The organism is Methylobacterium sp. WL69 (assembly GCF_008039485.1).
Taxonomy (GTDB): Bacteria; Pseudomonadota; Alphaproteobacteria; order Rhizobiales; family Beijerinckiaceae; genus Methylobacterium.
This window is the reverse complement of sequence record NZ_VRUZ01000007.1, coordinates 1-23,424: the sequence shown is the minus strand read 5'-3', so window position 1 is coordinate 23,424 and position 23,424 is coordinate 1. Positions and strand designations below refer to the sequence as shown.

Sequence of the window (23,424 nt, the reverse complement as noted above, 5' to 3'; positions counted from 1 at the left end):
TCGTATCCCTCGGGCAATAACAGGGGATCGAGCGCGATTCGGCGCTGTTCAAGTATTCACGGCCGCCGCATGCCGAAATTCGCGCGGCGTCAGCCCGAAGCGATCCTTAAAGCGCCGGCTGAAGTGGGCCGGATTGGCAAATCCGCAATCGTAAGCAATCATGGCGATGGCCAGATGGCTGCAGGTAGGATCCTTCAGGCGCAACTCGGCGGTCTTGAGCCGGCGCTCCCAGATCCAGTCCGAAATGTGCTGTCCCTCCCGATGGAAGAGTTCCTGCAGGCGTCGCAGCGAGATGCCCATGGCGGCCGCGAGCTGGCGCGGGTCGAGCGTCGGATCGCGCAGATTGGCCTCGATGTAGTGCTTGGCGCGCTGGACCACGACGGTCCCATACAGATCTCTCGGTAAGTCTTGCGCCATGCGTTCGGCGAAACTCGCTATGACGAGATCGACGCCGATTCTTGACATCCGATTGGCTGTATCAGTGGTTAGGCTTTCGGCAAAATCGGCAAGTTGCTTGAAAAATTGCACCGCGAGCATCGATCCGGGGGAATTCGCTCCCGAGGCAAAGGCCGTATATATTTTTGTCGGACCCAGAAAATTTTCGAGTTTTTCGCGTGGTAATTCCAAGACGATCGATCTGTCCGTACGACTCGACCGGTGAACGTTCGGTCGTCCGCCCAGGACGATGATGTCGCCGGGTCTTTGGACTGTATCGCGACCGTCCTGCGAACTGGTCGATCGGCCTTCGAGCTGAATCAGCACGAAAACCGTGCCGGTGTCTTCCCGTTGCCGGAGTGTCGCTGGAGTGACCTCGGTCTGCAGCGCGCTCTCGGAAACACGGGTCATCCGAAGATCCCCGACGCGGACTGCTTCGATTCGGCCGTTGAACGGCCCATCGTCGATCTGCTTCTGCTCGACGGGGCCGATGCAGTCGAAGAGCGTTTCCCGCCAGACCCGGAAGCGCTGGCTCTGCTGGATGTTGTCGGTCGAGAACACCGTTTTCATGGGTGTCTTAGTCCAGAAGAGAAGTGCGAGACACGGGCAAGACGGTTACTTTTCAAAAAACCTCGATCCACACCGATGGGCGGCATCGGCAACTGGTTGAGCGACACCTTTGCGTGCGCGTCCTGCCGGACACGTTCCCTGCGCAGCGATTTGAGTGGTCACAGTCGAGCGGAGTTTGGGCGCTCACACTAGCAATTTAAGTCCTGACATATAACCACCAAACTTTTCGTTGAAAAATTCCAGTGGTTTCAATTCGACATTGAAGTTGCTGCAAAGCATCAAGGAAGGACGAGGTCGTGGACCGCGGGACTCACTCCGCTACCGAAACATCTCAATCTTCGGACACCGGTCCATCACCACCACACACCCCTTCGCCTCCGCCCGCGCGGCGGCGGCGTCATCCCGGACCCCGACCTGCATCCAGATGAAGCGCGGCAGCCAGGGCAGGGCCAGCGCCTCGTCCACCACGCCGCCGGCCGCGTCGGAACTGCGAAAGATTTCGACCATGTCGACGGGCTCGGTCAGGTCGGCGAGGCGGGCGAAGACGGGGACACCCAAAAGCGTCCGCCCGGCGAGGCCGGGGTTGATCGGGGTCACGCGGTATCCACGCCCGAGCAGGAAGGCCATGACGTGGTGGCTCGGCCGGGCGGGATTGGCCGAGGCGCCGACGAGGGCGATGTGTCGGGTCTCGGTGAGGACCCGGCGGATCAGGGCAGGGTCGTAGGCGTCGTGGCTGGGCATGCCGGCCCCTTGTCGGGCATGGCCCGTCATGCTGCAAGGTCGAGACGGAGGCCCGCCCGCATGTCCGACACCCCGCCGCTCGCCCTGTCGCTGTCCGAGACCCGAAACTTCCTCGACGCGGCGTTTCCGCAGATGGCGGCGGGCGGGCGGACCTATCACCTCGTCGGCGTCGGGCCCCTGCGCGCGACCATGCGCATGGACCACCACGACCGCCACCTGCGCCCCGGCGGCACGGTCTCGGGCCCGTCCATGATGGCGCTCGCCGATTACGCCCTCTACGCGGCGATTCTGTCGAACATCGGCCCCGTGGCGCTGGCCGTCACCACGAGCCTCAACTTCAACTTTTTGCGGAAGCCCGGTCCGAACGGGCTTTTCGCGGAGGCGCGGCTGCTGAAGCTCGGGCGGCGCCTCGCCGTGGGCGAGGTGGCGATCACCGCGCCCGATTCGGACGACCTCGTGTGCCACGCCACGGGGACGTACTCGATCCCGCCGGAGCGGTAGCACGGCGAACCCTCCCCCCTCCGCGGGGGAGGGTGCCTGCGGAGCAGGCGGGAGAGGGGAGCGACACTTCCGGATCGGTCACACCCCTCATCCGACCCGCTGCGCGGGCCACCTTCTCCCGCAGGGGGGGAAGGGGATGCGCACCTTACGGTACTCCGATACCACTTCTCTGAACCTGCTCAGAACATTGCGGTTTTCGCCATTTCGAGGCCCGAAACCGCATTCCGGCTTGACGCCGCGCCGATCACCCCCTAGAGACCGCACCAACGCCGCCGCGTCCCGGACGCGGCGGCGCGCCCTTTTCAAGATCAGTATGGAACGTCACGGGATGAGCAGCGCGCAAAAGACCTTTTCGCTGAAGCCCGCCGATGTCGACAAGAAGTGGATCATCGTCGATGCGGAGGGCCTGGTCGTCGGCCGGCTCGCCTCCATCATCGCGATGCGCCTGCGTGGCAAGCACAAGGCTTCGTACACGCCCCACGTCGATTGCGGCGACAACGTCATCGTCATCAACGCCGAGAAGGTGAAGTTCACCGGCCGCAAGCGCGAGCAGAAGGTGTACTACCACCACACCGGCTATCCGGGCGGCATCAAGGAGCGGACGGCCAAGTTCATCCTCGACGGCCGGTTCCCCGAGCGCATCGTCGAGAAGGCCGTGGAGCGCATGCTCCCGCGCGGTCCGCTCTTCCGCGAGATCATGGGCAACCTCCGGGTCTACAAGGGCTCCGAGCACCCCCACACCGCCCAGCAGCCGCAGGCGCTCGACGTCGGCAGCCTCAACCGCAAGAACGTGAGCGCTTGATCATGGCGACCCTCCAGTCCCTCTCCGACCTCACCCGCGGCAACGTCGAGAACCCCGAGGACGCCGCCCCCGTCCACGTGCAGAAGCTCGACGCCCAGGGCCGCGCCTACGCCACCGGCAAGCGCAAGGATGCCGTCGCCCGCGTCTGGATCAAGCCCGGCAACGGCACGGTCATCGTCAACGGCCGCGCCGTCGAGGTGTACTTCGCCCGCCCCGTGCTGCGCATGATCCTGCGCCAGCCCCTCACCATCGCCAACCGCGTCGACCAGTACGACATCACCGTCACGGTGCATGGCGGCGGTCTCTCGGGTCAGGCCGGCGCCGTGCGCCACGGCCTGTCCAAGGCCCTGACCTACTACGAGCCCGAGCTGCGCTCGCCGCTCAAGCGCGAGGGCTTCCTCACCCGCGACAGCCGCGTGGTCGAGCGCAAGAAGTACGGCCGCAAGAAGGCCCGCCGCAGCTTCCAGTTCTCGAAGCGCTGATCGGCCCACCACGGACTTGCGAGAAGGGCGGCGTCACAGCCGCCCTTTTCTTTTGCGCGACCGCGTTACTGTCCCTTCGATCGGAGACCGCACCCCGATGGCAAAACCCTTCCGGCGCGTCACCGCCCCCGTGGCGAGCGCGGTCACCCTGTGCCTGGACCGGACGGGCGGCGCCGTGGTCGGCGAGGTCAAGCTCGCCGACGGCGCCCTGTTCAGCACCACCGGAACCCTGCCGGTGAACGAGGCCTTCGGCATCGCCGTCCACGTCGCCAACGAGGGCGGCCTCGAGATCGTGGTGATCGACCCCCGCTCCGTGTGGAAGCCGTCCTGGGGCGAGCTGCAGGGCTGACCGCCTACGGGCGCGCGTCGCCCGCCCGCGACAGCAACCCGTCGATGGCCGCGAACAGCAGGGTCCAGTCGACGGGTTTCGCCACATGGGCGTCCATGCCGGCGGCCCGGCAGCGGGCGATCTCCTCCGCCATGGCGTTGGCCGTGAGCGCCACGATGGGCAGCCGCCGCCGGCCCTCGTCGGCCTCGGCCTGACGGATCGCCCGCGTCGCCGACAGGCCGTCCTGGCCCGGCATCTGCACGTCCATGAGCACGAGGTCGAAGGCCGGCTCCGTCGCGACGGCGCTCACCGCCCGCTCGCCGTCGCCCACCACGGTGACGGCGTGGCCCTTCTGGCGCAGCACCGTGCCGATGATCTCCTGGTTGATGGGGTTGTCCTCGGCGAGCAGCAGGCGCCGGGCGAGCGGCGCCGGCGCCGTCAGGGCCGTGCGCCCGGCTCCGCCCTCCGTGGCCTGCGCCAGGGGCAGGGGCAGGGTGAACCAGAAGGTCGAGCCCTCGCCGATCCGGCTCGTCGCCCCGATCTCGCCGCGCATGAGCCGGACGAGGCGCCGGCTGATGGCGAGGCCGAGGCCGGTGCCGCCGTATTGCCGCGAGATCGAGCCGTCGGCCTGGGCGAAGCGCTCGAACAGGTGGGGCAGGGCGTCGGGCGCGATGCCGATGCCGGTGTCGACGACCTCGATGGTCACCAGCGGGACGGCGCCGGCGCCGCTGCAGCGCGCCCGCAGGGTGACGCCCCCGTCCGTGGTGAACTTGATGGCGTTGGTGGCCAGATTCAGCACCACCTGGCGCAGGCGGGTCGGGTCGCCGATGAACCAGTCCGGCATGTCGGGGGCGACCTCGACGGACACCGTGACGGCGCGGCCCCGCGCCGCTTCGACGGAGAGTTCGCGGCACCCCTCCAGGAGGGCGCGCAGGCCGAAGGGCAGGGATTCGACGGCGAGCTGGCCGGCCTCGATCTTCGAGAAGTCGAGGATGTCGTTGACGATGGTCAGGAGCGAGCGCCCCGATTCCTGGGCGAGGCCGAGGAGGCGCTTCTGCGAGACGCTCAGGGCGGCGTCGCCCATGAGCAGGTCGTGGACGCCGAGCATGCCGGTGAGCGGCGTGCGCAGCTCGTGGCTCATATTGGCGAGGAACTCGGCCTTGACCCGGGCGCCGGCCTCCGCCGCCACCTTGGCCCGCTCGAGGTCGAGTTCCTGGCGCTGGCGCTCGGTGACGTCGCGGATGGCGTGGATGATCTGGACGTTGCCGTGCTCCTCGATGCGCCGGAACGCGGCCTCGACCCAGATGTCGGACCCGTCCTTGTGGCGCAGGCGGTAGACCGCCGACCCCGTGGGGCGCGCCGGCGCCAGGGCGTGCAGGGTCGCCGACAGGTTGGCGATGTCCTCCGGGTGGACGAGGGTGCGCAGGCCCGCCGCGTTGGCCTCGTCGAGGCTGTAGCCCAGCATGGGGGTGATGGCGGGCGAGATGTAGAGGTGGCGCCCGTTGGGGTCGTCGAGGAGGATGAGGTCCGAGGTGTGGTCGGCGAGCAGCCGGTAGCGCGCCTCGCTGTCGCGCAGGCGGGTCTCGGCGAGGCGCCGGTCGGTGATGTCGGTCAGGGTCTGGACATAGCCCTTGCCGTGGCCCTTGCCGTCGAGGATCGGCAGGGAGCGGATCTCGATGACGCTGCCGTCGTCGCGCCGGCGCTCCGAGCGCAGGTCGGTGGTGCGGCGCTCGCCGTCGAGGTGCCAGTGCGCCGGGTCCTGGATCAGGACGCCCCAGGCGCCCGTGGCCCGGCAGTGCCGGCGCACGGCGCGGTAATCGGGGCGCTGGCCGATCATGCCGGGGGGCAGGCGCAGGATCTCGATGGCCCGGTGGTTGGCCACCGGCACGGTCCCGTCGGCGGCGATGAGCATCAGGCCCTGGTCGATGCTCTCGAGGGTCGCCTCGAGAAGCGCCGACTTGTCCGCCAGCGCGCGCTCGACCTGCTTGCGGTCGGTGAGGTCGGCGAACACCCCGAACAGCGAATCGCCGCCCTCCGCCCCCGCCGCCTGATAGATGCCGCGGGCGAACACGTCGCGCACGTCGCCGTCGGGCCGGACGATGCGCAGGCGGATCTCGAAGCCGGTCCGGTCGCGGATCGCCGCCGTGATGCATTCCTCGACGCGGGCGCGGTCGTCGGGGTGGTAGGCGCGGATTCCGGTGGCGAGGGTGGGGGTGAAGTGCGCCGGATCGAGGCCGTGGATGCGGTAGACCTCGTCCGACCAGATCACCGCGTCCGTCGCCAGGCTGACATGCCAGTGGCCGACATGGGCGACCTGCTCGGCCATGGCGAGGAGGCGGGTGGCGTCGCGGGCCTCCGCCTCGGCGCCCCTGAGGCGGGCGAGGTCGTGCAGGGTGACGCAGACCAGGGTGGGGGCGCCCGTCCCGCGCACGGGGACGTAGAGGACGTCGGCGCCGCCGAGGCCGAACAGCGGCAGGGATTGGCCCTCGACCCGCACCGGCTGGCCGGTGGCGACGGCCTCCGCGAGGTGGGGACGCATGGCTTGCGCCTCGCCCGGCGGGATCTCTTCCGCGAAGGGCCGGTCCGGGGGCAGCGCCGCAGCGAGACGGGCGGCCGCGTTGGCCCGCACGATCCGGAGGCTGCCGTCCGCCGCCACGCGGACGAGGATCTGGGGGTCCGACGTAGCCTCGAACAGGCCGAGGAACAGGGCCCCCTCGGCGGCGAGGGACCGGCGCCGCCGGTCCAGGGCCAGGGCGAGGCCGACGAGGGCGCAGACGGCGACGCCGACGAGGCCGGCCGGGATCGCGGTGTCGAGCGCCCACGCCTCCGCCCCCGCGGGGGCGATCCGGCGGGCGATCTGCCAGCCCCCGAGGATCAGGACGACGAGGCCGGCGAGACCGGCGCCCCACGGGGCGACGGCCGGGCGCGGACGCCCTGAGAAGAAATCAGCCACGCTGGACCGCGTCCGAGGCCCGCGTCCGGACCGTGCGCCGCCGGGTCAGGAGCGCGGCGACGGCGACCACCAGGATGGCGCCGGCGGCGGCGGCCCAGGTCGCCGCATGGGGCAGGCCCGCCAGCCCCCCGGCGAACAGGGGGTCGGTGGCGATCATCTCGCCGGCGATCCAGCCGAGCAGTCCGGCCCCGGCCCAGACGATGGCGGGAAATCTCTGGAGCAGGCGGGTGATCAGGGCGGCCCCCATGACGATGAGGGGAATCGACAGCAGCAGCCCGAACACGAACAGTTCGGCATGGCCCTTGGCGGCGGCCGCGATGGCGACGACGTTGTCGAGGCTCATCACCGCATCGGCCACCGCGATGGTCCGCACCGCCCGCCACAGGGAGTTGCTCTCGTCGACGGCGTGGGCATCCTCGTCCTCGCCCAGCGCCAGCTTCACGGCGATCCAGAGCAGCAGCCCGCCGCCGACCACGCGCAGGAGGGGCACGGCCAGGAGCCAGGATACCACGAGGGCGAAGACGATGCGCAGGGCCACCGCCGTGCCGGCCCCGAGCAGCATACCGATCCGCCGCTGGCGCGGCGGCAGCGCCCGGCACGCCAGGGCGATGACTACGGCGTTGTCGCCGGACAACAGCAGGTCGATCCAGACGATCTGGAGCACCGAGACGAGAAACGGCGTGTCGAGGGAGATCATCGCTGCCTTGAGACGGACCCGGCGCGGAGTGCGCGGCGCCGCCTTGTCCTACGCGAATGCGCCTGAATGGTGAGCCGCGCCCGCGGTCTTGCGCGGGACTTGGGTGTGGACAGCGGGGGTTTCCGGGGTGTGCCGGCGTTTCGTCGGGCGGCCCGTGGAATTGCCGTTCGCCGTGCGGCGATCGGGGCCGACCATTCGGCTTGCGGGTTTGCCCGCTGGGGGGAAGCGCGGGGCCTGGTCCTTTTGGTCGGAACTTGGCGCTTGGTACCGGTCGCACTCGACCCTTTGCGGATCCTCGGAAGGTCCGCTTCGCAGCAGCTCGGTGGAAGATGATCTACATCCGGGTCGGGTGGAAAACATATTGCTCTGGTCGTGCCCCGAGAACTCTCGGCCAGTCATTACGCCACACCCTTGCCAGATAGGCCGCGCGGCCTTGGGCGTGATGGCGCGGTCGAGCCGAGAGTTTGCGATACCCCATCGCCCGCGAGACCCGGCTCAAGGTCTGCTCAGAAACCGACACCCTGTGATCCTCGCACAGGATCTGCGCCAAGTCGCACAAGCGCCAGCGCACCACGCCGTGGGCGGCGGGCGTCGGCCCCCGTTCGATGAGCCCCTTGAGGACCTCGCGCTGATCGGCGTTCAGGCGCGGGCGGGCACCGGGGCCTTACCGTCGATCAGTCCGTCCGGACCGTCCGAGTTGAAGGCCACCACCCAGTCGCGCACCGTCTGCAACCCGACCCCGCCGATCTCGGCCGCGTCCGAACGCGACCCGCCCGCCGAGATCGCCGACATCGCCAAAAGGCGGCGGGTTTGGGCCGGATCGCGCGAACCCTTGGCCAAAGCACGCAAGGCTTGCGCATCGAAATCCGACCGCCGCGGCACAGGAGCAGCCATCGCATCCTCCTCAGGCTTCAAACCCAAGGACTGAATCACAGCCCGCTCCGTACCGCTACTCAGTGTGAGTCCTTATCAACGAGGTTTGGTATGAGAGCGCAAACTCTTTTGCTCTCCTGCGAACGCGAATCATTGTTCGCTGCCGTACAAGTTTAAGTGTCTTCTGTATATATCGCATGGGTAAATAAGGTAATTTAAATAGAAACACAAATAATACATAGCCCAAGATACGGACGTGACATAGGCACTTGTGCAGATTGCTGCAATGCAGTATTCCTGCATCTGTACCATAATATCGGATCTAAACTACAAGTTGCAATGCAAACCATTTTCTCGACAGACGGGGTGCTACCGAAAAATCGGTTTCGCCATTGGAAAGATATTTGCGAAGATCGAATTGTCCCGCTGAATCAAAGCTGTCTCGACAATGAGCCCTTCAACGCCTCTATTAAGGGCGCAAATATTGGTGGCTTGGACTTCACATGGTTCGCGTTGAGTAATCTTAGAGTCTCGACAACACCGCGGACACTTCGAAGCGAAAATCACAAGACCGATCAGCTCTTCTTAAACATAGTGTTGAACGGCACCGTATGCTCACACCAGAACGACCGATCGAGCACTGACGAGGCCGGTGACTTCGCCATACGCGACACGAACACATCCTGGGCTAACGAGCACAACGGTTACAGCGAAGTATTGGCTATCTCAATCCCGCGGAAGCGGCTTGAGGGCGTCCTGGGGTCAGCCCGAATTTTCGCTGGTCTGACGGTCGATAGCCACCAGCCGGTGGCGACCCTGACCCGCTCTTTCCTGTGCAACCTTATGCGCGAAGGCGGTCGGCTGCCGCCTTCTGCTGCTGAAAGAATGGCTGGGGTAGGGATCGACCTTGTCATCGCCAGCCTTGCTGAGCGCCTCGCAAAGGAGGTTCCTCGACCAATTTCAGGAGTTTTGGTGATCCAACGCGCCAAAGCGTACGTTGAGGCAAATCTCAACAACGTAAGCCTGGATCCGCCGCTACTCGCAGCAGCAGTTGGCGTTTCGCTGCGGCGACTTCAGCAACTGTTCCACGATCACGGACAGCATATATCCGACTGGATCTGGCAGCGGCGGCTGCTGGCGGCGTCCAGACATTTGAAGAATCCCGGATGCCGCCACATATCAATCGGTATACTTGCATATGAGTGTGGTTTCGCAAGCCAGCCGCACTTCTCCCGCCGCTTCAAGGCACACTTCGGAATGACGCCGAGCGAATACCGACATGCGTCGAGGATGCGAGATCTGTAACAGCGCCTACGCGTCCAGAATTCCCTAAGCTGCAGCGCAGTCAAACGTCCGTCTTCGCAACGGCACGAGGGTCGCGATACAGCCGTGAAGGGTCGAACACCGAACATCCGCTTCCGGGCTGAGGGCTAAAGCCCGCTTCCCACCTGGTCCGGACCTTCGGAGCGGGTGCCAAGCGTCGGGTGTCCGCCACGGGAATGGAGGGCGGTCGTGTGCCGGGGCGCGCGGCCGGAAACCCCCGCTGAAGCACGGTGTCGACGAAGCTCCGCCCCCCGTGCACATCCCCTCGCCCCGCTTGGCTGGGGAGAGGGACGCGTCTCCCCCTCGTCGGGGAGAGGGGGATGCGCGCAGACGGTCTGCACGAAGGGGCAACGGCCGTCGCGGCCGCTCGATCCGAAGCGGTCGCGCAAAAGCCGTCTCAGTGGTCGTGCGGCTCCGGCAGGGTCAGGCCGAAATGCGCGACGAGGTCCTGGACCTGGGCCGGGCTGAGGTGGCGCGGGTTGAGGTTGCGCAGCAACAGGTAGAGCTTGGCCGTCTCCTCCAGCTCTTCCGTGGCGAACACCGCGTTCTCCAGGGTGGTGCCGGCCACCACGGGGCCGTGGTTGGCGAGCAGCACCGAGGCGTAGCGGCCGGCGAGGCCCCGGATCGCGTCGGCCACCGCCGGGTCGCCGGGGCGGTAGTACGGCACCAGGGCCGTCGCCCCGGCCCGCATCAGGTAGTACGGCGTCAGGGGCGGCAGCACCGCCCTCGGGTCGATCTCCGGCAGCATCGAGACGGCGACCGCGTGGGTCGAATGCAGGTGGACGATGGCGCGGGCGTCGGCCCGGCTGTCGTACAGGGCGGCGTGGAGCGGGATCTCCTTCGTCGGCGCGTGGCCCGAGACGAGGCGGCCCGTGGAATCGAGGTGCGCGAGGGTCGCCGGGTCGAGGAAGCCGAGCGAGGCGTTGGTCGGCGTCACCAGCCAGCCGCCGTCGTCGAGGCGGAGCGAAATGTTGCCCGACGAACCCGGCGTCAGGCCGCGCTCGAACAGGGAGCGGCCGAACCGGCAGATCTGGTCCCGCAATGCCGCGTCGCTCATGGAATGCCTCCTGTCGGGCGAAACAATCAGGCGGTGGCGCCCGGAACCAGGTCGTAGCCGAGGTCGACGACCTCCCTGGGGCCGCCGGCCCCGAGGCGCTCCGCCGCCACGGCGCCGATGGCCCGGCGCGGGGTCCGGACCGTCGCCAGCGGCTGGGGCATGGCGGCGGTGATGTCGAGGGCGTTGAAGCCGAACAGGGCGAGGCGGTCGGGGATCGTCAGGCCGGCCGCGAGGCAGTGGAAGTAGCCCCCGAGCGCCATGTCGTCGTTGGAGAAGTAGACCGCGTCGAGGCCGGGGGTGCGGGCGAGCAGCCGGTCGAGGGCGGCCCGCCCGGCGGCGGCCGAGGAGGCGCCGGCCGCGATCTCGCGGTCGCGGAGGGGCATCCCGGCCTCCGTCAGCGTCTCGGTGAAGCCGGCGAGGCGCTTGCCCGCCCGCAGGTCGCGGGTGACGTCGTGGCCGACATAGCCGATGCGGCGGTAGCCGCGCGCCAGCAGGTGGCGGGCGCTGTCGCGGCCCACGGCCCGGTTCGAGAACCCGACGACGATGTCGAGGCCGGGGCCGTCCGTGTCGATCATCTCGACGACGCGGATGCCCGATGCCCGCAGGCGCGCCAGGGCGCCGTCCGTATGCTCGAGGCCGGTGACGATGAGCCCGGCCGGGCGCCAGGACAGCAGGGCGCCGATGAGCGCTTCCTCGCGACCCGGATCATAGTCGCTCACCCCGATGACGCTCTGGAAGCAGTCGCGGTCGAGGACCGAGGCCGCCCCGCTCAGGAGGTCGGGAAACACCACGTTGCCGAGCGACGGGATGACGATGCCGACGAGCTTGGCCCCCGCCGTGCCCTGCGCGCCGGCGAGCATGCCGGCGAGGCGGTTCGGCACGTAGCCGAGGCGCGCCACCGCCTCCGCCACCTGCGCCTGCGTGCGCTTCGAGAACGAGCCCTGGTTGCGCAGGACCCGCGACACCGTGCTCTCGCCGACGCCGGCCAGCCGGGCGACGTCCGCCAGGGTCACGGCGCGGTGGTCGGGGTCATGCATGGTCACGCGGCGCGGTCCTCATTCCCTCGTCCCAGTTCTCGTATCGCATGCCCATAGCAAGGTTAGGCGCGCGCAACAATCAGATTGGCAGCGCTGCCAAAATTCGGTATTCAATGATTCGAGCGCCGGCGAACAGTACGGGGCCGCCCTAAATGGTGCAGCGCAACGACTGTGCCGATCGGAGGAAACCATGACGGTGCAGGCCAGAGCCGCGCCGGGCGTCGCGACGTCCGCGCCCGATTTCGTCGACCGGACCTACCGGAAGGTGTTCTGGCGCCTCGTGCCGTTCCTGATGCTCTGCTACGTCGTCGCCTATCTCGACCGGGTGAACGTCGGCTTCGCCAAGCTGCAGATGTCCCAGGAGCTCGGCTTCAGCGAGACGGTCTACGGCCTCGGCGCCGGGCTGTTCTTCATCGGCTACTTCCTGTTCGAGGTGCCCTCGAACGTGATCCTGCACCGGGTCGGGGCGCGGGTCTGGATCGCCCGCATCATGATCACCTGGGGGCTCATCTCCGCCGGGTTCATGTTCGTGAACTCGGCGACGACGTTCTACCTCATGCGCTTCCTGCTGGGCCTCGCCGAGGCCGGCTTCTATCCGGGCGTGATCCTCTACACGACGACGTGGTTCCCGGCCCATCGCCGCGCCCGGGTGATCACCGTGTTCATGGCGGCGATTCCCGTCTCGGGCATCTTCGGCAACCCGCTCTCGGGCTGGATCATGGACACGTTCCACGGCGCGCACGGCCTGTCGGGCTGGCAGTGGATGTTCCTCATCGAGGCGGTGCCGGCGGTGCTGGTCGGCCTCGCGGTGTTCTTCTACCTCGACAACCGCCCGTCCGAGGCGAAATGGCTGGACCCGGCCGAGCAGGCGGTCATCGAGCGCGACATCGCCGCCGACGGCGCCGGCAAGGAGGCGAGCCCGCACTCCATCGCCACGGTGTTCCGCAACCGACAGGTCTGGTTCATGAGCCTGATCTACTTCGCCTTCGTCACGGGCCAGTACGGCCTGACCTTCTGGATGCCGACCATCGTCAAGGCGTCCGGCGTCCAGGGCAACCTCAACATCGGCCTCGTCAGCGCGATCCCGTTCCTGTTCGCGGTGTTCGTGATGGTGGGGCTCGGCCGCAGCGCCGACCGGATGCGCGAGCGCCGCTGGCACCTCATCGTCCCGGCCCTGTGCGGCGCCGCCGGCTTCGTGGTGGCGGCGAGCGCCGGCAGCACGGTGGTGGCCATCGCGGCCCTCGCCGTGGCGGCGGGCGGCGTGCTCACCTGCGCGCCCCTGTTCTGGTCCCTGCCCACCGCTTTCCTCAGCGGCGCCGGGGCGGCGGCGGGCATCGCCCTCATCAACTCGGTGGGCAACCTCGCGGGCTTCGCCAGCCCCTACCTCATCGGCATCCTGCGCGACCTCACCGGCTCCACCGCCGCCGGCATGTATGCGCTCGCCGCCATGCTGGTGATCGGTGCGGCCTGCGTGTTCGTGACGCCGAAGCACGTGGTCAACCGCTGACATCGGGGCGGCCGGCCGCCCCCTTCGCTAGTCCTTCCGACACCCCATCCGACAGGTCTTCGATGAGCCTCGACACACAGGACAAAAACCGCGCGGCGGTGATCGGCCTCGGCTCCATGGGCGCCGGCATGGCCGGTTCGCTGCTCCGGGCCGGCTTCACCGTCGCGGCCTGCGACGTGAACCTCGACGCGGTGGCGCGCTTCGCCGCCCTCGGCGGTGAGCCGGCGGCCGATCCCGCCGCCGCGGCGCGGGGCGCCGACGTGGTGATCTGCGTCGTCGTCAACGCCGCGCAGACGGAGGCCGTGCTGTTCGGCCCCGGCGGGGCCGCCGAGACCATGGCGCCCGGCGCGGTGTTCGTGTCGTCCGCCACCATGGACCCGGCCATCGCCCGGCGCCTCGGCGCGCGCCTGGAGGCGACGGGGCGCCACTACCTCGACGCGCCCATGAGCGGCGGGGCCGCCCGCGCCCTCGACGGCACGCTCACCTTCCTGGCCTCGGGCACGCCGGCGGCCTTCGCCGCCGCCCGGCCGGCGCTCGATGCCATGGCGGGCAAGCTCTACGAGCTCGGCGACGCGGCCGGGCAGGGCGCCGCCTTCAAGATGATCAACCAGCTGCTCGCCGGCGTCCACATCGCCGCCGCCTGCGAGGCCATGAGCTTTGCGGCGAAGCAGGGCCTCGATCTGGCGAAGGTCTACGAGGTCATCACGGCGTCCGCCGGCAATTCGTGGATGTTCGAGAACCGGATGCCGCACGTCCTCGACGGCGATTACAGCCCGAAGAGCGCTGTCGACATCTTCGTCAAGGATCTCGGCATCGTGCAGGACATGGCCCGGACCGAAAAATACCCGGTGCCGGTGGCGGCCGCCGCCCTCCAGATGTTCCTGATGGCGTCGGGCTCCGGCATGGGGGGCGACGACGACTCCTCCGTCGCCCGCCTCTACGCCCGGGTGGCGGGCGCCACCCTGCCGACCGCCAAGGCCTGAGGGAGCCCCGAACCATGCCGCGCTTTGCCGCCAACCTGACCCTGATGTTCACGGAAGTCCCGTTCCTCGACCGCTTCGCGGCGGCGGCGGAGGCCGGCTTCACGGCCGTCGAATTCCTGTTTCCCTACGAGCATCCCCCCGAGGCCATCGCCGAGCGCCTCGCCCGGCACGGCCTGACCCAGGCCTTGTTCAACCTGCCGCCGGGCGACTGGGCTGCCGGCGAGCGCGGCCTCGCCGCCCTGCCGGACCGGTTTTCGGAGGTGCAGGCGGGCGTCGAGACGGGCCTGCGCTACGCCGAAGCCACGGGCGTCGCCCGGCTTCACCTCATGGCCGGCATGGCCGATCCGCGCGACCCGCGGGCACGGGACGCCTACCGCCGGGCGGTCGCCTGGACCGCCGAGCGGCTGGCCCGTGAAAAACTCGACCTCGTGCTGGAGCCCATCAACGCCCGCAACATGCCGGGCTACTTCCTCGCCGATTTCGGGATGGCGGCCGATCTCATCCGCGACCTCGCCCTGCCGAACCTCAAGCTCCAGTTCGACCTCTACCATTGCCAGATCCTGCACGGCGACGTGACCACCCGCCTGCGCGAGCTCATGCCGATGGTCGGCCACGTCCAGACCGCGAGCGTGCCCGCCCGCAACGAGCCCGGCACCGGCGAGATGAACGACGGGTTCCTGTTCGCCGAGCTCGACCGCCTCGGCTATGCGGGCTTCGTCGGCTGCGAGTACAACCCGGCCGCCGGCACCGCCGAGGGCTTGAGCTGGTTCGCCCCCTACCGCGCCGGCCAGGGGGGCGGCGCATGAGCCTCGCCCTCGGAGCGGTCGCCGACGACTATACCGGCGCCTCGGACCTCGCCAACACCCTGACCCGGGCGGGCCTGCGCACGGTCCAGACCATCGGCATCCCGGCGGACGACCTCGTGCTGCCGGAGGTCGATGCCGTGGTGGTGGCCCTCAAGAGCCGTTCGATCCCGGCCGCCGAAGCCGTGGCGCGCTCGCGCGCCGCCGAAGCCTGGCTGCGGGCGCGCGGGGCCGGGCATGTCCTGTTCAAGATCTGCTCGACCTTCGATTCGACGCCAGCCGGCAATATCGGCCCGGTCATGGACGCCCTCAGGGCCGGGCGCATCGCCCTCGTCACCCCCGCCTTCCCGGAGACGGGCCGCACGGTCTATCAGGGCCACCTCTTCGTCGGCGGCGTGCCCCTGAACGAGAGCCCGCTCAAGGACCATCCCCTCAACCCCATGCGGGACGCCGACCTCGTGCGGGTCCTCGCCCGGCAGAGCACGGCGCCCGTCGGCCTCGTCGACCTGCCCATTGTCGCGGCCGGACCGGCGGCGGTGGCGGCCCGCCTCGACGCCCTGGCGGCCGAGGGCATGGGCGCCGCCATCGCCGACGCGGTCTTCGAATCCGACCTCGAAACCCTCGGGAAGGCCGCCCTGCGCCATCCCCTCTCCGTCGGCGCCTCCGGCCTCGGCCTCGGCCTCGCCCGTGCCCTGGTGGCGGCCGGGCGCGGCGGGGCGAACACGGACGCGGACGCCCCCGTCGGCGGTCACGCCGCCTGCCTTGCCGGCTCGTGCTCGCAGGCGACCCTGGGCCAGATCGCGGCGGCCGAAGCGGTGATGCCGGTGCTGCGCCTCGATCCCGAGCGCATCCTGGCCGGAGCCGGAGCGGTGTCCGACGCCGTCGCCTGGGCCGGGGCGCGGATCGGGGCCGGCCCCGTCCTCATCGCCAGCAGCGCCGAACCGGCCACCGTCCGCGCCCTCCAGGCCCGCCACGGCGGCGAGGCCGTGGGCCATGCCATCGAGGCGGCCCTGGCCGCCCTCGCCGAGGCCCTGGTGGCGCGGGGCGTGCGCCGCCTCGTCGTCGCCGGCGGCGAGACCTCGGGCGCCGTGGTCGACCGGCTGGGCCTGCGTGCCTTCCTGCTCGGCCCCGAGATCGCCCCCGGCGTCCCGGTCCTGCGCACCCTGGGCGGGGCGACACCCATGCGCCTCGCCCTCAAGTCCGGCAATTTCGGCGGCCCGGACTTCTTTGTTCGGGCCCTCGCGCTGATGGACTGACATGGTCTTCGTCAGATCGGTCCGGCGCTTCTGGAAATCGCTGAAGGACGAGGAGAAGCACGGGTTCCCTCTCCTGGAAGGAGAGGGCGATCGCAGATGGGTTTTCTCGGCGCTAGAATAGGACACGAAAGGCTTCGAACACGCGCGACGGGCCCCCTCTCCTGTTTGGGAGAGGGTTGGGGTGAGGGTCGTGGATTATCCGAAGAGTTCGCACACCTCAATCCAACCCTCTCCTTCCAGGCAAGGCGATCGCATATGACCTCCGGTGTCATTCCGGGGCGCCGCAGGCGAACCCGGAATCCAGAGCCGCCGACAGCGCAAAACCTTGCAAAACCGGTGTTTCTGGGTCCCGGGTTCCGCTGCGCGGCCCCGGGATGACGAAGCGTTGCGGGCGTTCCCAACGCCCCAAACGCCATATGCGATCGCCCTGCCTTCCAGGAGAGGGAGCGCGGCGCGACTGCTCGATTGAAGCGATCGAACGAATTTCACTTGCCCCCCAGCGACCGTGAAAGGAACGCCCCATGCACGCCCTGATCCTCGGTGCCGCCGGCATGATCGGCCGCCGCCTCACCGCCGCCCTGGTGGCGGAAGGCCGCTTCGACGCCCTGACCCTCGTCGACATCGCCGCCCCCGAACACCCGGACGGCTTCAGCGGCGTGGCCCGCTGCGCCGCCGCCGACCTGTCGGCCCCCGGCGCCGCCGCGGCGGCCGTCGCCGGGCGGCCGGACGTGATCTTCCACCTCGCCGCCATCGTCTCGGGCGAGGCCGAGGCCGATCTGGAGAAGGGCTACCGGGTCAACCTCGACGGCACCCGCCTGCTCCTCGACGCCGTCCGGCGCGTCGGCGACGGCTACCGTCCGCGGGTGGTGTTCACCTCATCGCTCGCCGTGTTCGGGCCGCCCCTGCCGGGCGTCATCCCCGACGACATGATCCTGACCCCGGCGACCTCCTACGGCACCCAGAAGGCCATGGGCGAGCTTCTTCTGTCGGATTACAGCCGGCGCGGCATCGTCGACGGCATCGGCCTTCGCCTGCCCACCATCTGCGTGCGGCCGGGCCTGCCCAACCGGGCGGCGTCGGGCTTCTTCTCCGGCATCATCCGCGAGCCCCTGGCGGGCAGGCAAGCGATCCTGCCCGTGCCCGACACCGTGCGCCACTGGTTCGCCAGCCCGCGCGCGGCCACGAATTTCCTGCTCCACGCCGCGCGCCTCGATCTTTCGGCCCTCGGCACCCGCCGAAACCTGACCATGCCGGGCCTGTCCGTCACCGTGGCGGAAGCCATCGAGGCCCTGCGCCGGGCCGCCGGGGACCGGGCCGTCGCGCTGATCCGGCGGGAGCCCGATCCGGCGATCCGCGCCATCGTCGAGACCTGGCCCGAGGCCTTCGCCACGGAGCGCGCCCTGGCCCTGGGTTTTTCCGGCGACGCGTCGTTCGACGAACTGGTGGCCCTCCACATCGCCGAGACGGGGCTGTGACTACTTGAACACCTGGATCATCGCCGGGGTCAGGATCACGACGAACAGCACCGGCAGGAAGAACAGGATCATCGGCACGGTGAGCTTGGGCGGCAGGGCGGCGGCCTTCTTCTCGGCCTCGTTCATGCGGGTGTCGCGGCTTTCCTGGGAGAGCACGCGCAGGGCCTGGCCGACGGGCGTGCCGTAGCGCTCGGCCTGGATCAGGGCGGTGGTCACCGCCTTCACCGGGTCGAGGCCCGTGCGGCTGGCCAGGTTCTCGAAGGCGAGGCGCCGGTCGGGCAGGAACGACAGCTCGGCCGTCATCACGGCGAGCTCCTCGGCCAGCACGATGGACTGGGTCGCGATCTCCGTGCTGACCCGCCGGAAGGCGTTCTCGATGGACATGCCCGATTCGACGCAGATCAGGCTGAGGTCGAGGGCGTCGGGCCAGGCCCTGCGGATCTCGGTCTGGCGCTTCTTGGTGGCGTTGTGGAGGTAGAGTTCGGGAAGCTTGATCCCGAAGAGCACGGCGGCGATCACCATCATGGTCCGGATCGCCACGGGCTGGTCGATGACCTTGAGGACGAACAGGTAGAGGATCGCCGCCGCCAGCATGCCGATGGGCGTCACCATGCGGAAGAACAGGAACCCCGTCTCGGCGCCGGGCGAGCGGTAGCCGGCCATGAGCAGCTGCTGGCGCGCCGTCTCTGTCCCGAGCCAGCGGCCGAGGTTGAACTGCTCCACCACGCGCTTCATGTAGGCCTTCGGCGCCACCCGCAGGGTCGCCTTGGCGGCGGTGTTCGACAGCCGGTCGCGCTCGCGCTGGCGCAGCTCCTCGCGCTCCTCGCCCACCATCTTCATGCGCCGGCCGAGGCGGTCCGGCTCGAACAGCGGCTGCAGCAGGGCGAAGGCGGTGGCCGCGGCCGCGATGCCGCTGAGCGCCATTCCGAGGACGCGCGGGTCGGTGATCTTGGTGGCGAGGGTGTCCAGCATGGCGGGCTTTCGCGAAGTCGCGCGCGGGTCAGAAGTCGAAAGCGATCATCTTCTTCATGGTGAAGATCCCCAGCGACATCCAGATCGCCGAGGCGACGAGGCCGAGCTTGCCGGTATCCGTCGTCCACAGGAGGGAGATGTAGTCGGGGCTGGCGATGTAGGTCATGGTGGCGACGACGAAGGGCAGGGCCGCGATGATGCCGCCCGAGGCCTTGGCCTCCATGCTCATCGCCTGGATCTTGCCGGCCATCTTCTTGCGCTCGCGCAGGACGCGGGAGAGGTTGGCCAGGGCCTCCGACAGGTTGCCGCCGGATTTGGCCTGGATGCCGATGACGATGGCGAAGAAGTTCACGTCGGAGACCGGGACCCGCTCGTACATCTTCACCAGGGCCTCGCTGATCGACAGGCCGAGGGTCTGGGATTCGACCACCATCCGGAACTCCGAGCGGATCGGCTCTTCCGCCTCGCGCGAGATGATGCGGAAGCAGTCGCCCACCGGGATGCCGGAGCGCACGCCGCGGGTGATGATGTCGATGGCGGTGGGCAGTTCGTCGATGAAGCGCGCCATGCGGCGCTTGCGCCAGTGGGCGAGGAACCACATCGGCAGGCCGATCCCGCCGGCGAACACCGCCGCGATTCCCGCCGGAATGCTGCCCGTGCCGAGGAAGACCACGGCGCCGACGACGAGGGCCAGCACGGCGGAGATGACGTAGTACTTCTCCTTGGTCCAGCTCAGGCCGGCCCGGGCGATCTTGAGGTCCAGGGTGACGCGGGTGCCGGCCTTCTTCGCCTCGATCTCCTTGAGGCTCTTCGCGACCTGCTCGCGCCGGCTGGTGGTCACGGCGCGGGCGCTGCCGGCCTGCGTCACGACGCTGACGGCCCTCCGGCGCTGGCTCACGCGCTTCTCCCCCGACAGGAGTGGGGTGAGCACGGCCCAGGCGACGGCGCCGGCGGCCACGGCGGCGAGTCCGGCGGCCAGCGGCAGGTTGGCGTTCATGGCGCCACCGGCGCGACGGCGCGGGGCAGGGGGCGCATCCGGGCGGCGGTCACAGGTCGGCCTCCGGCTCGGCGGCCGCGTCGAGGGCGGCGGCCAGGGCTTTTTCCTCGCCGTAGTACCGCGCCCGCTCCCAGAACCGGGGGCGGCCGATGCCGGTGGAGCGGTGGCGGCCGATGAGCTTGCCGTTCTGGTCCTCGCCGAGGATGTCGTAGAGGAACAGGTCCTGGGTGATGATGACGTCGCCCTCCATCCCCATCACCTCGGTGATGTGGGTGATGCGCCGCGAGCCGTCGCGCAGGCGGGTCGCCTGGACGATGATGTCGATGGAGCCGCAGATCATCTCGCGCAGGGTGCGCGAGGGCAGGGTGAAGCCGCCCATGGTGATCATGGATTCGAGGCGGCTGAGGGCCTCGCGCGGCGAGTTGGCGTGGAGCGTCCCCATGGAGCCGTCGTGGCCGGTGTTCATGGCCTGGAGCAGGTCGAACGCCTCCGGGCCGCGGACCTCTCCGACGATGATCCGCTCGGGCCGCATGCGCAGGCAGTTCTTGACGAGGTCGCGCATGGTGACCTGGCCCGAGCCCTCCATGTTGGGGGGGCGGGTCTCGAGGCGGACCACGTGGGCCTGCTGGAGCTGCAGTTCGGCCGCGTCCTCGCAGGTGATGATGCGCTCGTCGTGGTCGATATAGGCGGTGAGGCAGTTGAGCAGCGTGGTCTTGCCCGAGCCGGTGCCGCCCGAGATGACGACGTTGCAGCGGACCCGGCCGATGATCTGCAGGATGCGCGCACCCTCCGGCGAGATCGCCCCGAAGGTGACGAGCTGGTCGAGGGTGAGCTTGTCCTTGCGGAACTTGCGGATGGTCAGGACCGGGCCGTCGATGGCGAGCGGCGGCGCGATGATGTTGACGCGCGAGCCGTCGGGGAGGCGCGCGTCGCAGATCGGCGAGGCCTCGTCGACCCGGCGCCCGACCTGGCTGACGATGCGCTGGCAAATGTTCATCAGCTGCTGGTTGTCGCGGAACCGCACGTTGGTGAGCTGGATCTTGCCGCCGACTTCGATGAAGGCCCGGTTGGCGCCGTTGACCATGATGTCGGCGATGTCGTCGCGCATGAGCAGCGGCTCGAGGGGACCGTAGCCGAGGACGTCGTTGCAGATGTCGTCGAGCAGGTCCTCCTGCTCGTTGATGGACAGGACGATGTTCTTGAGGCCGATGATCTCCGAGACGATGTCGCGGATTTCCTCGCGGGCCGATTCCGCGTCGAGGCGGGCGAGCTGGGCGAGGTCGATGGCCTCGATCAGCGCGCCGAAGATCATGCTCTTGGTGCGGAAATAGTCGTCGGACCGCGCCGCCTCCGCCACGGGCTGGACCGGCTTGGGCGCCTCGACGCGCGGGCGCCCCGCCGGTTCCTCGTAGACGGGCTGCGGGGTCGCCGCGCGCGGGGCGAGGTGCATCGGGGCGACCTGCGCGGCCGCCGCACCCTGACGCCTACCGAACATGGCGTCCTCCTGCCGTGGGGTCGGTCACGCGCATCACGAGGCCTTGCGACGCTGGAGCCGGGACAGGAGCGGCTCCAGGAGGGTGCTGCGCGACCGCTTGGTCTCGGGACGCCCCACGAGGATGGCGGCGATGTCCGAGAGCACGTCCGTGGCCTTCGCCCCGGCCTGGACCTCGGCGATCATCTGGCCGTTGTTCGCCGCCGTGCCGAACAGGGCCGGATCGAACGGCAGGCTCGCGGTGATGGGGATGTCGAGGGCCTTGCCGAACTCGGCCACGCTGATCTCGGGGCGCTTGGCCATGCCGACGCCGTTGAGGACGACGCGCGCCTTGCGGTCGTTGGGCCGGTTCTGCTGCAGCAGGGTGAGCATGTTCTTGGTGTTGCGCAGGGAGGCGAGTTCGGGCGCGCTCACGATCAGGATCTCGTCGGCCGAGACGAGGAGGCGCTTGGTCCAGGCGGACCAGACATGCGGCACGTCGAGGACGACGCACGGCACCGTGCCGCGCAGGAGGTCGATGACGGCGTCGAAGGCCTGTTCCGACAGGTCCACGGTCCGGTCGAGGGTCGCGGGTGCGGCGAGCAGGCTGAGATTGTCGCTGCACTTCGACAGCAGGCGGTCGAGGAGGTTCGCGTCGAGGCGTTCGGGCGCGAACACCGCCTCGGCGATGCCCTGGGGCGGGTCCTGGTTGAAGTTCAGGCTCGCGGTGCCGAAGGCGATGTCGAGGTCGGCGATGACAGTGGCGGTGTCCTGCTCCCGGGCGATGGTCCAGGCGAGGTTGTGGGCCAGGGTCGACGCCCCGATCCCGCCCTTGGCCCCCACCACCGCGATGGTGCGGCCGACGGGCTTGGCGCCGGGGGCGGTGAACAGGTCCGACACCGCCTGGATCAGCGCGATGGGATCGACGGGCGCCATGAGGTACTCGCTCACCCCGCGCTGGATGAACTGGCGATAGAGCAGGACATCGTTGACGTGGCCGATGACGACGACCTTGGTGCCGGGGTCGCAGACCTCCGCCAGGGAATCGAGGCACTCGATGGGGCGCGATTTCGCCCCTTGCGTCTCGATGACGATGACGTTCGGGGTCGGAGCATGGCGATAGGCTTCCACCGCGGCGGCGCCCCCGCCCATCTGCACCTTCACGTGGGCCTTCTGCATCCGGCGGTCGGAGCTCGCGGCCTCGATCACGGCCGCCGTGTCCTGGGTCTCGCAGAAGGCCTGGATCGTGATCCGCGGCACCGGGGCGATGAGGCGCTCGGGTGTCTGGTTCGGGTCGACCATGGCTCTTGTTCCGGTTCAGGTTGCCCCGGGGGGCGCGCATCGGGCTCGCGGTGTTCGGTCGGGGCGCCAAGTCCTTGGCACCAAGTCCCTGGAAAGTGCCCCCGGGGCGGGGACGCCCGGGGAAACCCTACTGGGAGAGCTGGGATTTCACGTCGGCCTTGCCATCCTGGCGCCAGGGAATTGACGGATCATTTCCGTTACGCATTTTCTCGATGTTCTTGGTGCGCCGGATGGTGTCGATCCGCCCCTCGGGACGGCCCCGGACGAGGTCGATGGGATCGGCGACCTGGGCGGCGATGTTCGACTGCGTGGCACAGCCGAGGTTCCAATGGGGTTCGTTGCGCCCGGTGAAGCCGGCATCCCCGACCCCGAGATCCTGTGGCCACAGCCCGCACTGGCTCGCGACCTTGGCCTCCATGCGCTGGAAGCTCAGGCGCAGGGGGGCGACCAGGGACGGGCTCGTCACGAGGTAGTTCGTCACCACGACCTGGCCCGGCGCGAGCCCGCTCTCGATGCCCATCCGGCGGATCGCTGCGCCGGTGCGCTCCACGGCGGCGCCCACGGCCGGGGCGACCCCGCGCGGCAGGTCGAGGACCAGGGTGCCGCGGCCGTAGCGCCGGAATTCGAGGAGGAACGCGTCGATGTCGGCGGCCTGGCGCGGATCGATATGGCCGGTGCCGATGACGAACACGTCGAGGCTGCGCGAGGCGTCCGCGAGGGCGATGGGGTGCCGGGCCCGGTAGTCGGTGGGGTAGAGCGAGCCCGTCGTCGCCGGGGCGCGGTTCTGGCAGGCGCCCAGGAGCGCCGCCAGGGCGGCGAGGGCGGCCAGGGTTTTGGGCGAGGGGGACGGGAGCATGGT

Annotated in this window: 20 protein-coding genes and 2 pseudogenes; 10 read left to right on the top strand and 12 right to left on the bottom strand. The window is 69.2% G+C overall.

Annotated elements, in window-relative coordinates:
* Nucleotides 1-48: 48 nt before the first annotated feature.
* Nucleotides 49-1,005: a helix-turn-helix domain-containing protein gene (locus FV218_RS03840; protein WP_147708769.1), complete on the bottom strand. Its 957-nt coding sequence runs from the start codon at nucleotides 1,003-1,005 to the stop codon at nucleotides 49-51.
* A 330-nt stretch (nucleotides 1,006-1,335) separates the two neighbouring features.
* A pseudogene (locus FV218_RS03835) lies at nucleotides 1,336-1,746 on the bottom strand (CoA-binding protein); the annotation flags it as partial.
* 60 nt (nucleotides 1,747-1,806) lie between these two features.
* Between FV218_RS03835 and FV218_RS03830 the strand changes: the two are divergent.
* From FV218_RS03830 to FV218_RS03815, 4 genes are all read left to right on the top strand, one after another.
* Complete coding sequence (locus FV218_RS03830; RefSeq protein ID WP_147708767.1) at nucleotides 1,807-2,247, top strand: PaaI family thioesterase; 441 nt, start codon at nucleotides 1,807-1,809, stop codon at nucleotides 2,245-2,247.
* Between the two features lie 328 nt (nucleotides 2,248-2,575).
* Entirely contained in the window at nucleotides 2,576-3,049 is a 474-nt protein-coding gene (gene rplM / locus FV218_RS03825; RefSeq protein ID WP_056093908.1) for a 50S ribosomal protein L13, read from the top strand.
* Nucleotides 3,050-3,051: 2 nt separating this feature from the next.
* Nucleotides 3,052-3,531 (top strand): 30S ribosomal protein S9, encoded by a 480-nt coding sequence (gene rpsI, locus FV218_RS03820; protein ID WP_056093906.1) that lies wholly within the window; start codon nucleotides 3,052-3,054, stop codon nucleotides 3,529-3,531.
* A 97-nt stretch (nucleotides 3,532-3,628) separates the two neighbouring features.
* Complete coding sequence (locus tag FV218_RS03815; protein WP_056093903.1) at nucleotides 3,629-3,880, top strand: hypothetical protein; 252 nt, start codon at nucleotides 3,629-3,631, stop codon at nucleotides 3,878-3,880.
* Between the two features lie 4 nt (nucleotides 3,881-3,884).
* On the opposite strand, the gene FV218_RS03810 is transcribed toward FV218_RS03815, so the two are convergent.
* From FV218_RS03810 to FV218_RS03800, 3 genes and pseudogenes are all read right to left on the bottom strand, one after another.
* Complete coding sequence (locus FV218_RS03810) at nucleotides 3,885-6,812, bottom strand: PAS domain S-box protein (protein WP_147708766.1); 2,928 nt, start codon at nucleotides 6,810-6,812, stop codon at nucleotides 3,885-3,887.
* Nucleotides 6,805-7,509, bottom strand: coding sequence for a TerC family protein (locus tag FV218_RS03805; protein WP_187272956.1), 705 nt, complete (start codon nucleotides 7,507-7,509; stop codon nucleotides 6,805-6,807). Before FV218_RS03805 ends, FV218_RS03810 begins: the two co-directional genes overlap by 8 nt.
* Nucleotides 7,510-7,942: 433 nt before the next feature.
* Nucleotides 7,943-8,442 (bottom strand): annotated as a pseudogene (locus FV218_RS03800) (helix-turn-helix domain-containing protein); the annotation flags it as partial.
* A 279-nt stretch (nucleotides 8,443-8,721) separates the two neighbouring features.
* On the opposite strand from FV218_RS03800, the gene FV218_RS03795 reads away from it, so the two are divergent.
* Nucleotides 8,722-9,687: a helix-turn-helix domain-containing protein gene (locus FV218_RS03795; protein WP_147708765.1), complete on the top strand. Its 966-nt coding sequence runs from the start codon at nucleotides 8,722-8,724 to the stop codon at nucleotides 9,685-9,687.
* A 415-nt stretch (nucleotides 9,688-10,102) separates the two neighbouring features.
* Here the strand turns inward: FV218_RS03795 and FV218_RS03790 are convergent, their stop codons facing one another.
* Nucleotides 10,103-10,762 (bottom strand): aldolase, encoded by a 660-nt coding sequence (locus FV218_RS03790; RefSeq protein ID WP_147708764.1) that lies wholly within the window; start codon nucleotides 10,760-10,762, stop codon nucleotides 10,103-10,105.
* Nucleotides 10,763-10,788: 26 nt separating this feature from the next.
* Complete coding sequence (locus tag FV218_RS03785; protein ID WP_147708810.1) at nucleotides 10,789-11,799, bottom strand: LacI family DNA-binding transcriptional regulator; 1,011 nt, start codon at nucleotides 11,797-11,799, stop codon at nucleotides 10,789-10,791.
* A gap of 190 nt (nucleotides 11,800-11,989) precedes the next feature.
* Between FV218_RS03785 and FV218_RS03780 the strand changes: the two genes are divergently transcribed.
* The 5 genes from FV218_RS03780 to denD all read left to right on the top strand — a co-directional run bounded on the left by FV218_RS03780 (nucleotide 11,990) and on the right by denD (nucleotide 17,823).
* Nucleotides 11,990-13,306: an MFS transporter gene (locus tag FV218_RS03780; RefSeq protein WP_147708763.1), complete on the top strand. Its 1,317-nt coding sequence runs from the start codon at nucleotides 11,990-11,992 to the stop codon at nucleotides 13,304-13,306.
* 62 nt (nucleotides 13,307-13,368) lie between these two features.
* A complete protein-coding gene (gene ltnD, locus FV218_RS03775; protein ID WP_147708762.1) occupies nucleotides 13,369-14,289 on the top strand; it encodes an L-threonate dehydrogenase in 921 nt (306 codons plus the stop codon).
* Between the two features lie 14 nt (nucleotides 14,290-14,303).
* Nucleotides 14,304-15,095, top strand: a complete 792-nt coding sequence (gene otnI, locus FV218_RS03770; RefSeq protein WP_147708761.1) for a 2-oxo-tetronate isomerase — start codon at nucleotides 14,304-14,306, stop codon at nucleotides 15,093-15,095.
* Complete coding sequence (otnK, locus tag FV218_RS03765) at nucleotides 15,092-16,348, top strand: 3-oxo-tetronate kinase (RefSeq protein ID WP_147708760.1); 1,257 nt, start codon at nucleotides 15,092-15,094, stop codon at nucleotides 16,346-16,348. The genes otnI and otnK overlap by 4 nt, the downstream gene beginning before the upstream one ends.
* A gap of 521 nt (nucleotides 16,349-16,869) precedes the next feature.
* On the top strand, nucleotides 16,870-17,823 hold the full coding sequence (denD, locus tag FV218_RS03760; RefSeq protein ID WP_147708759.1) for a D-erythronate dehydrogenase: 954 nt from the start codon (nucleotides 16,870-16,872) through the stop codon (nucleotides 17,821-17,823).
* On the opposite strand, the gene FV218_RS03755 is transcribed toward denD, so the two are convergent.
* The 5 genes from FV218_RS03755 to FV218_RS03735 form a co-directional block, all read right to left on the bottom strand.
* On the bottom strand, nucleotides 17,824-18,795 hold the full coding sequence (locus FV218_RS03755) for a type II secretion system F family protein (RefSeq protein WP_056093873.1): 972 nt from the start codon (nucleotides 18,793-18,795) through the stop codon (nucleotides 17,824-17,826).
* Between the two features lie 28 nt (nucleotides 18,796-18,823).
* Nucleotides 18,824-19,792, bottom strand: coding sequence for a type II secretion system F family protein (locus tag FV218_RS03750; RefSeq protein ID WP_147708758.1), 969 nt, complete (start codon nucleotides 19,790-19,792; stop codon nucleotides 18,824-18,826).
* A 49-nt stretch (nucleotides 19,793-19,841) separates the two neighbouring features.
* A complete protein-coding gene (locus FV218_RS03745; protein ID WP_056093868.1) occupies nucleotides 19,842-21,287 on the bottom strand; it encodes a CpaF family protein in 1,446 nt (481 codons plus the stop codon).
* A gap of 33 nt (nucleotides 21,288-21,320) precedes the next feature.
* Nucleotides 21,321-22,565: an AAA family ATPase gene (locus tag FV218_RS03740; protein ID WP_056093865.1), complete on the bottom strand. Its 1,245-nt coding sequence runs from the start codon at nucleotides 22,563-22,565 to the stop codon at nucleotides 21,321-21,323.
* A 127-nt stretch (nucleotides 22,566-22,692) separates the two neighbouring features.
* On the bottom strand, nucleotides 22,693-23,421 hold the full coding sequence (locus FV218_RS03735) for a CpaD family pilus assembly protein (RefSeq protein WP_056093861.1): 729 nt from the start codon (nucleotides 23,419-23,421) through the stop codon (nucleotides 22,693-22,695).
* Nucleotides 23,422-23,424 lie beyond the last annotated feature (3 nt).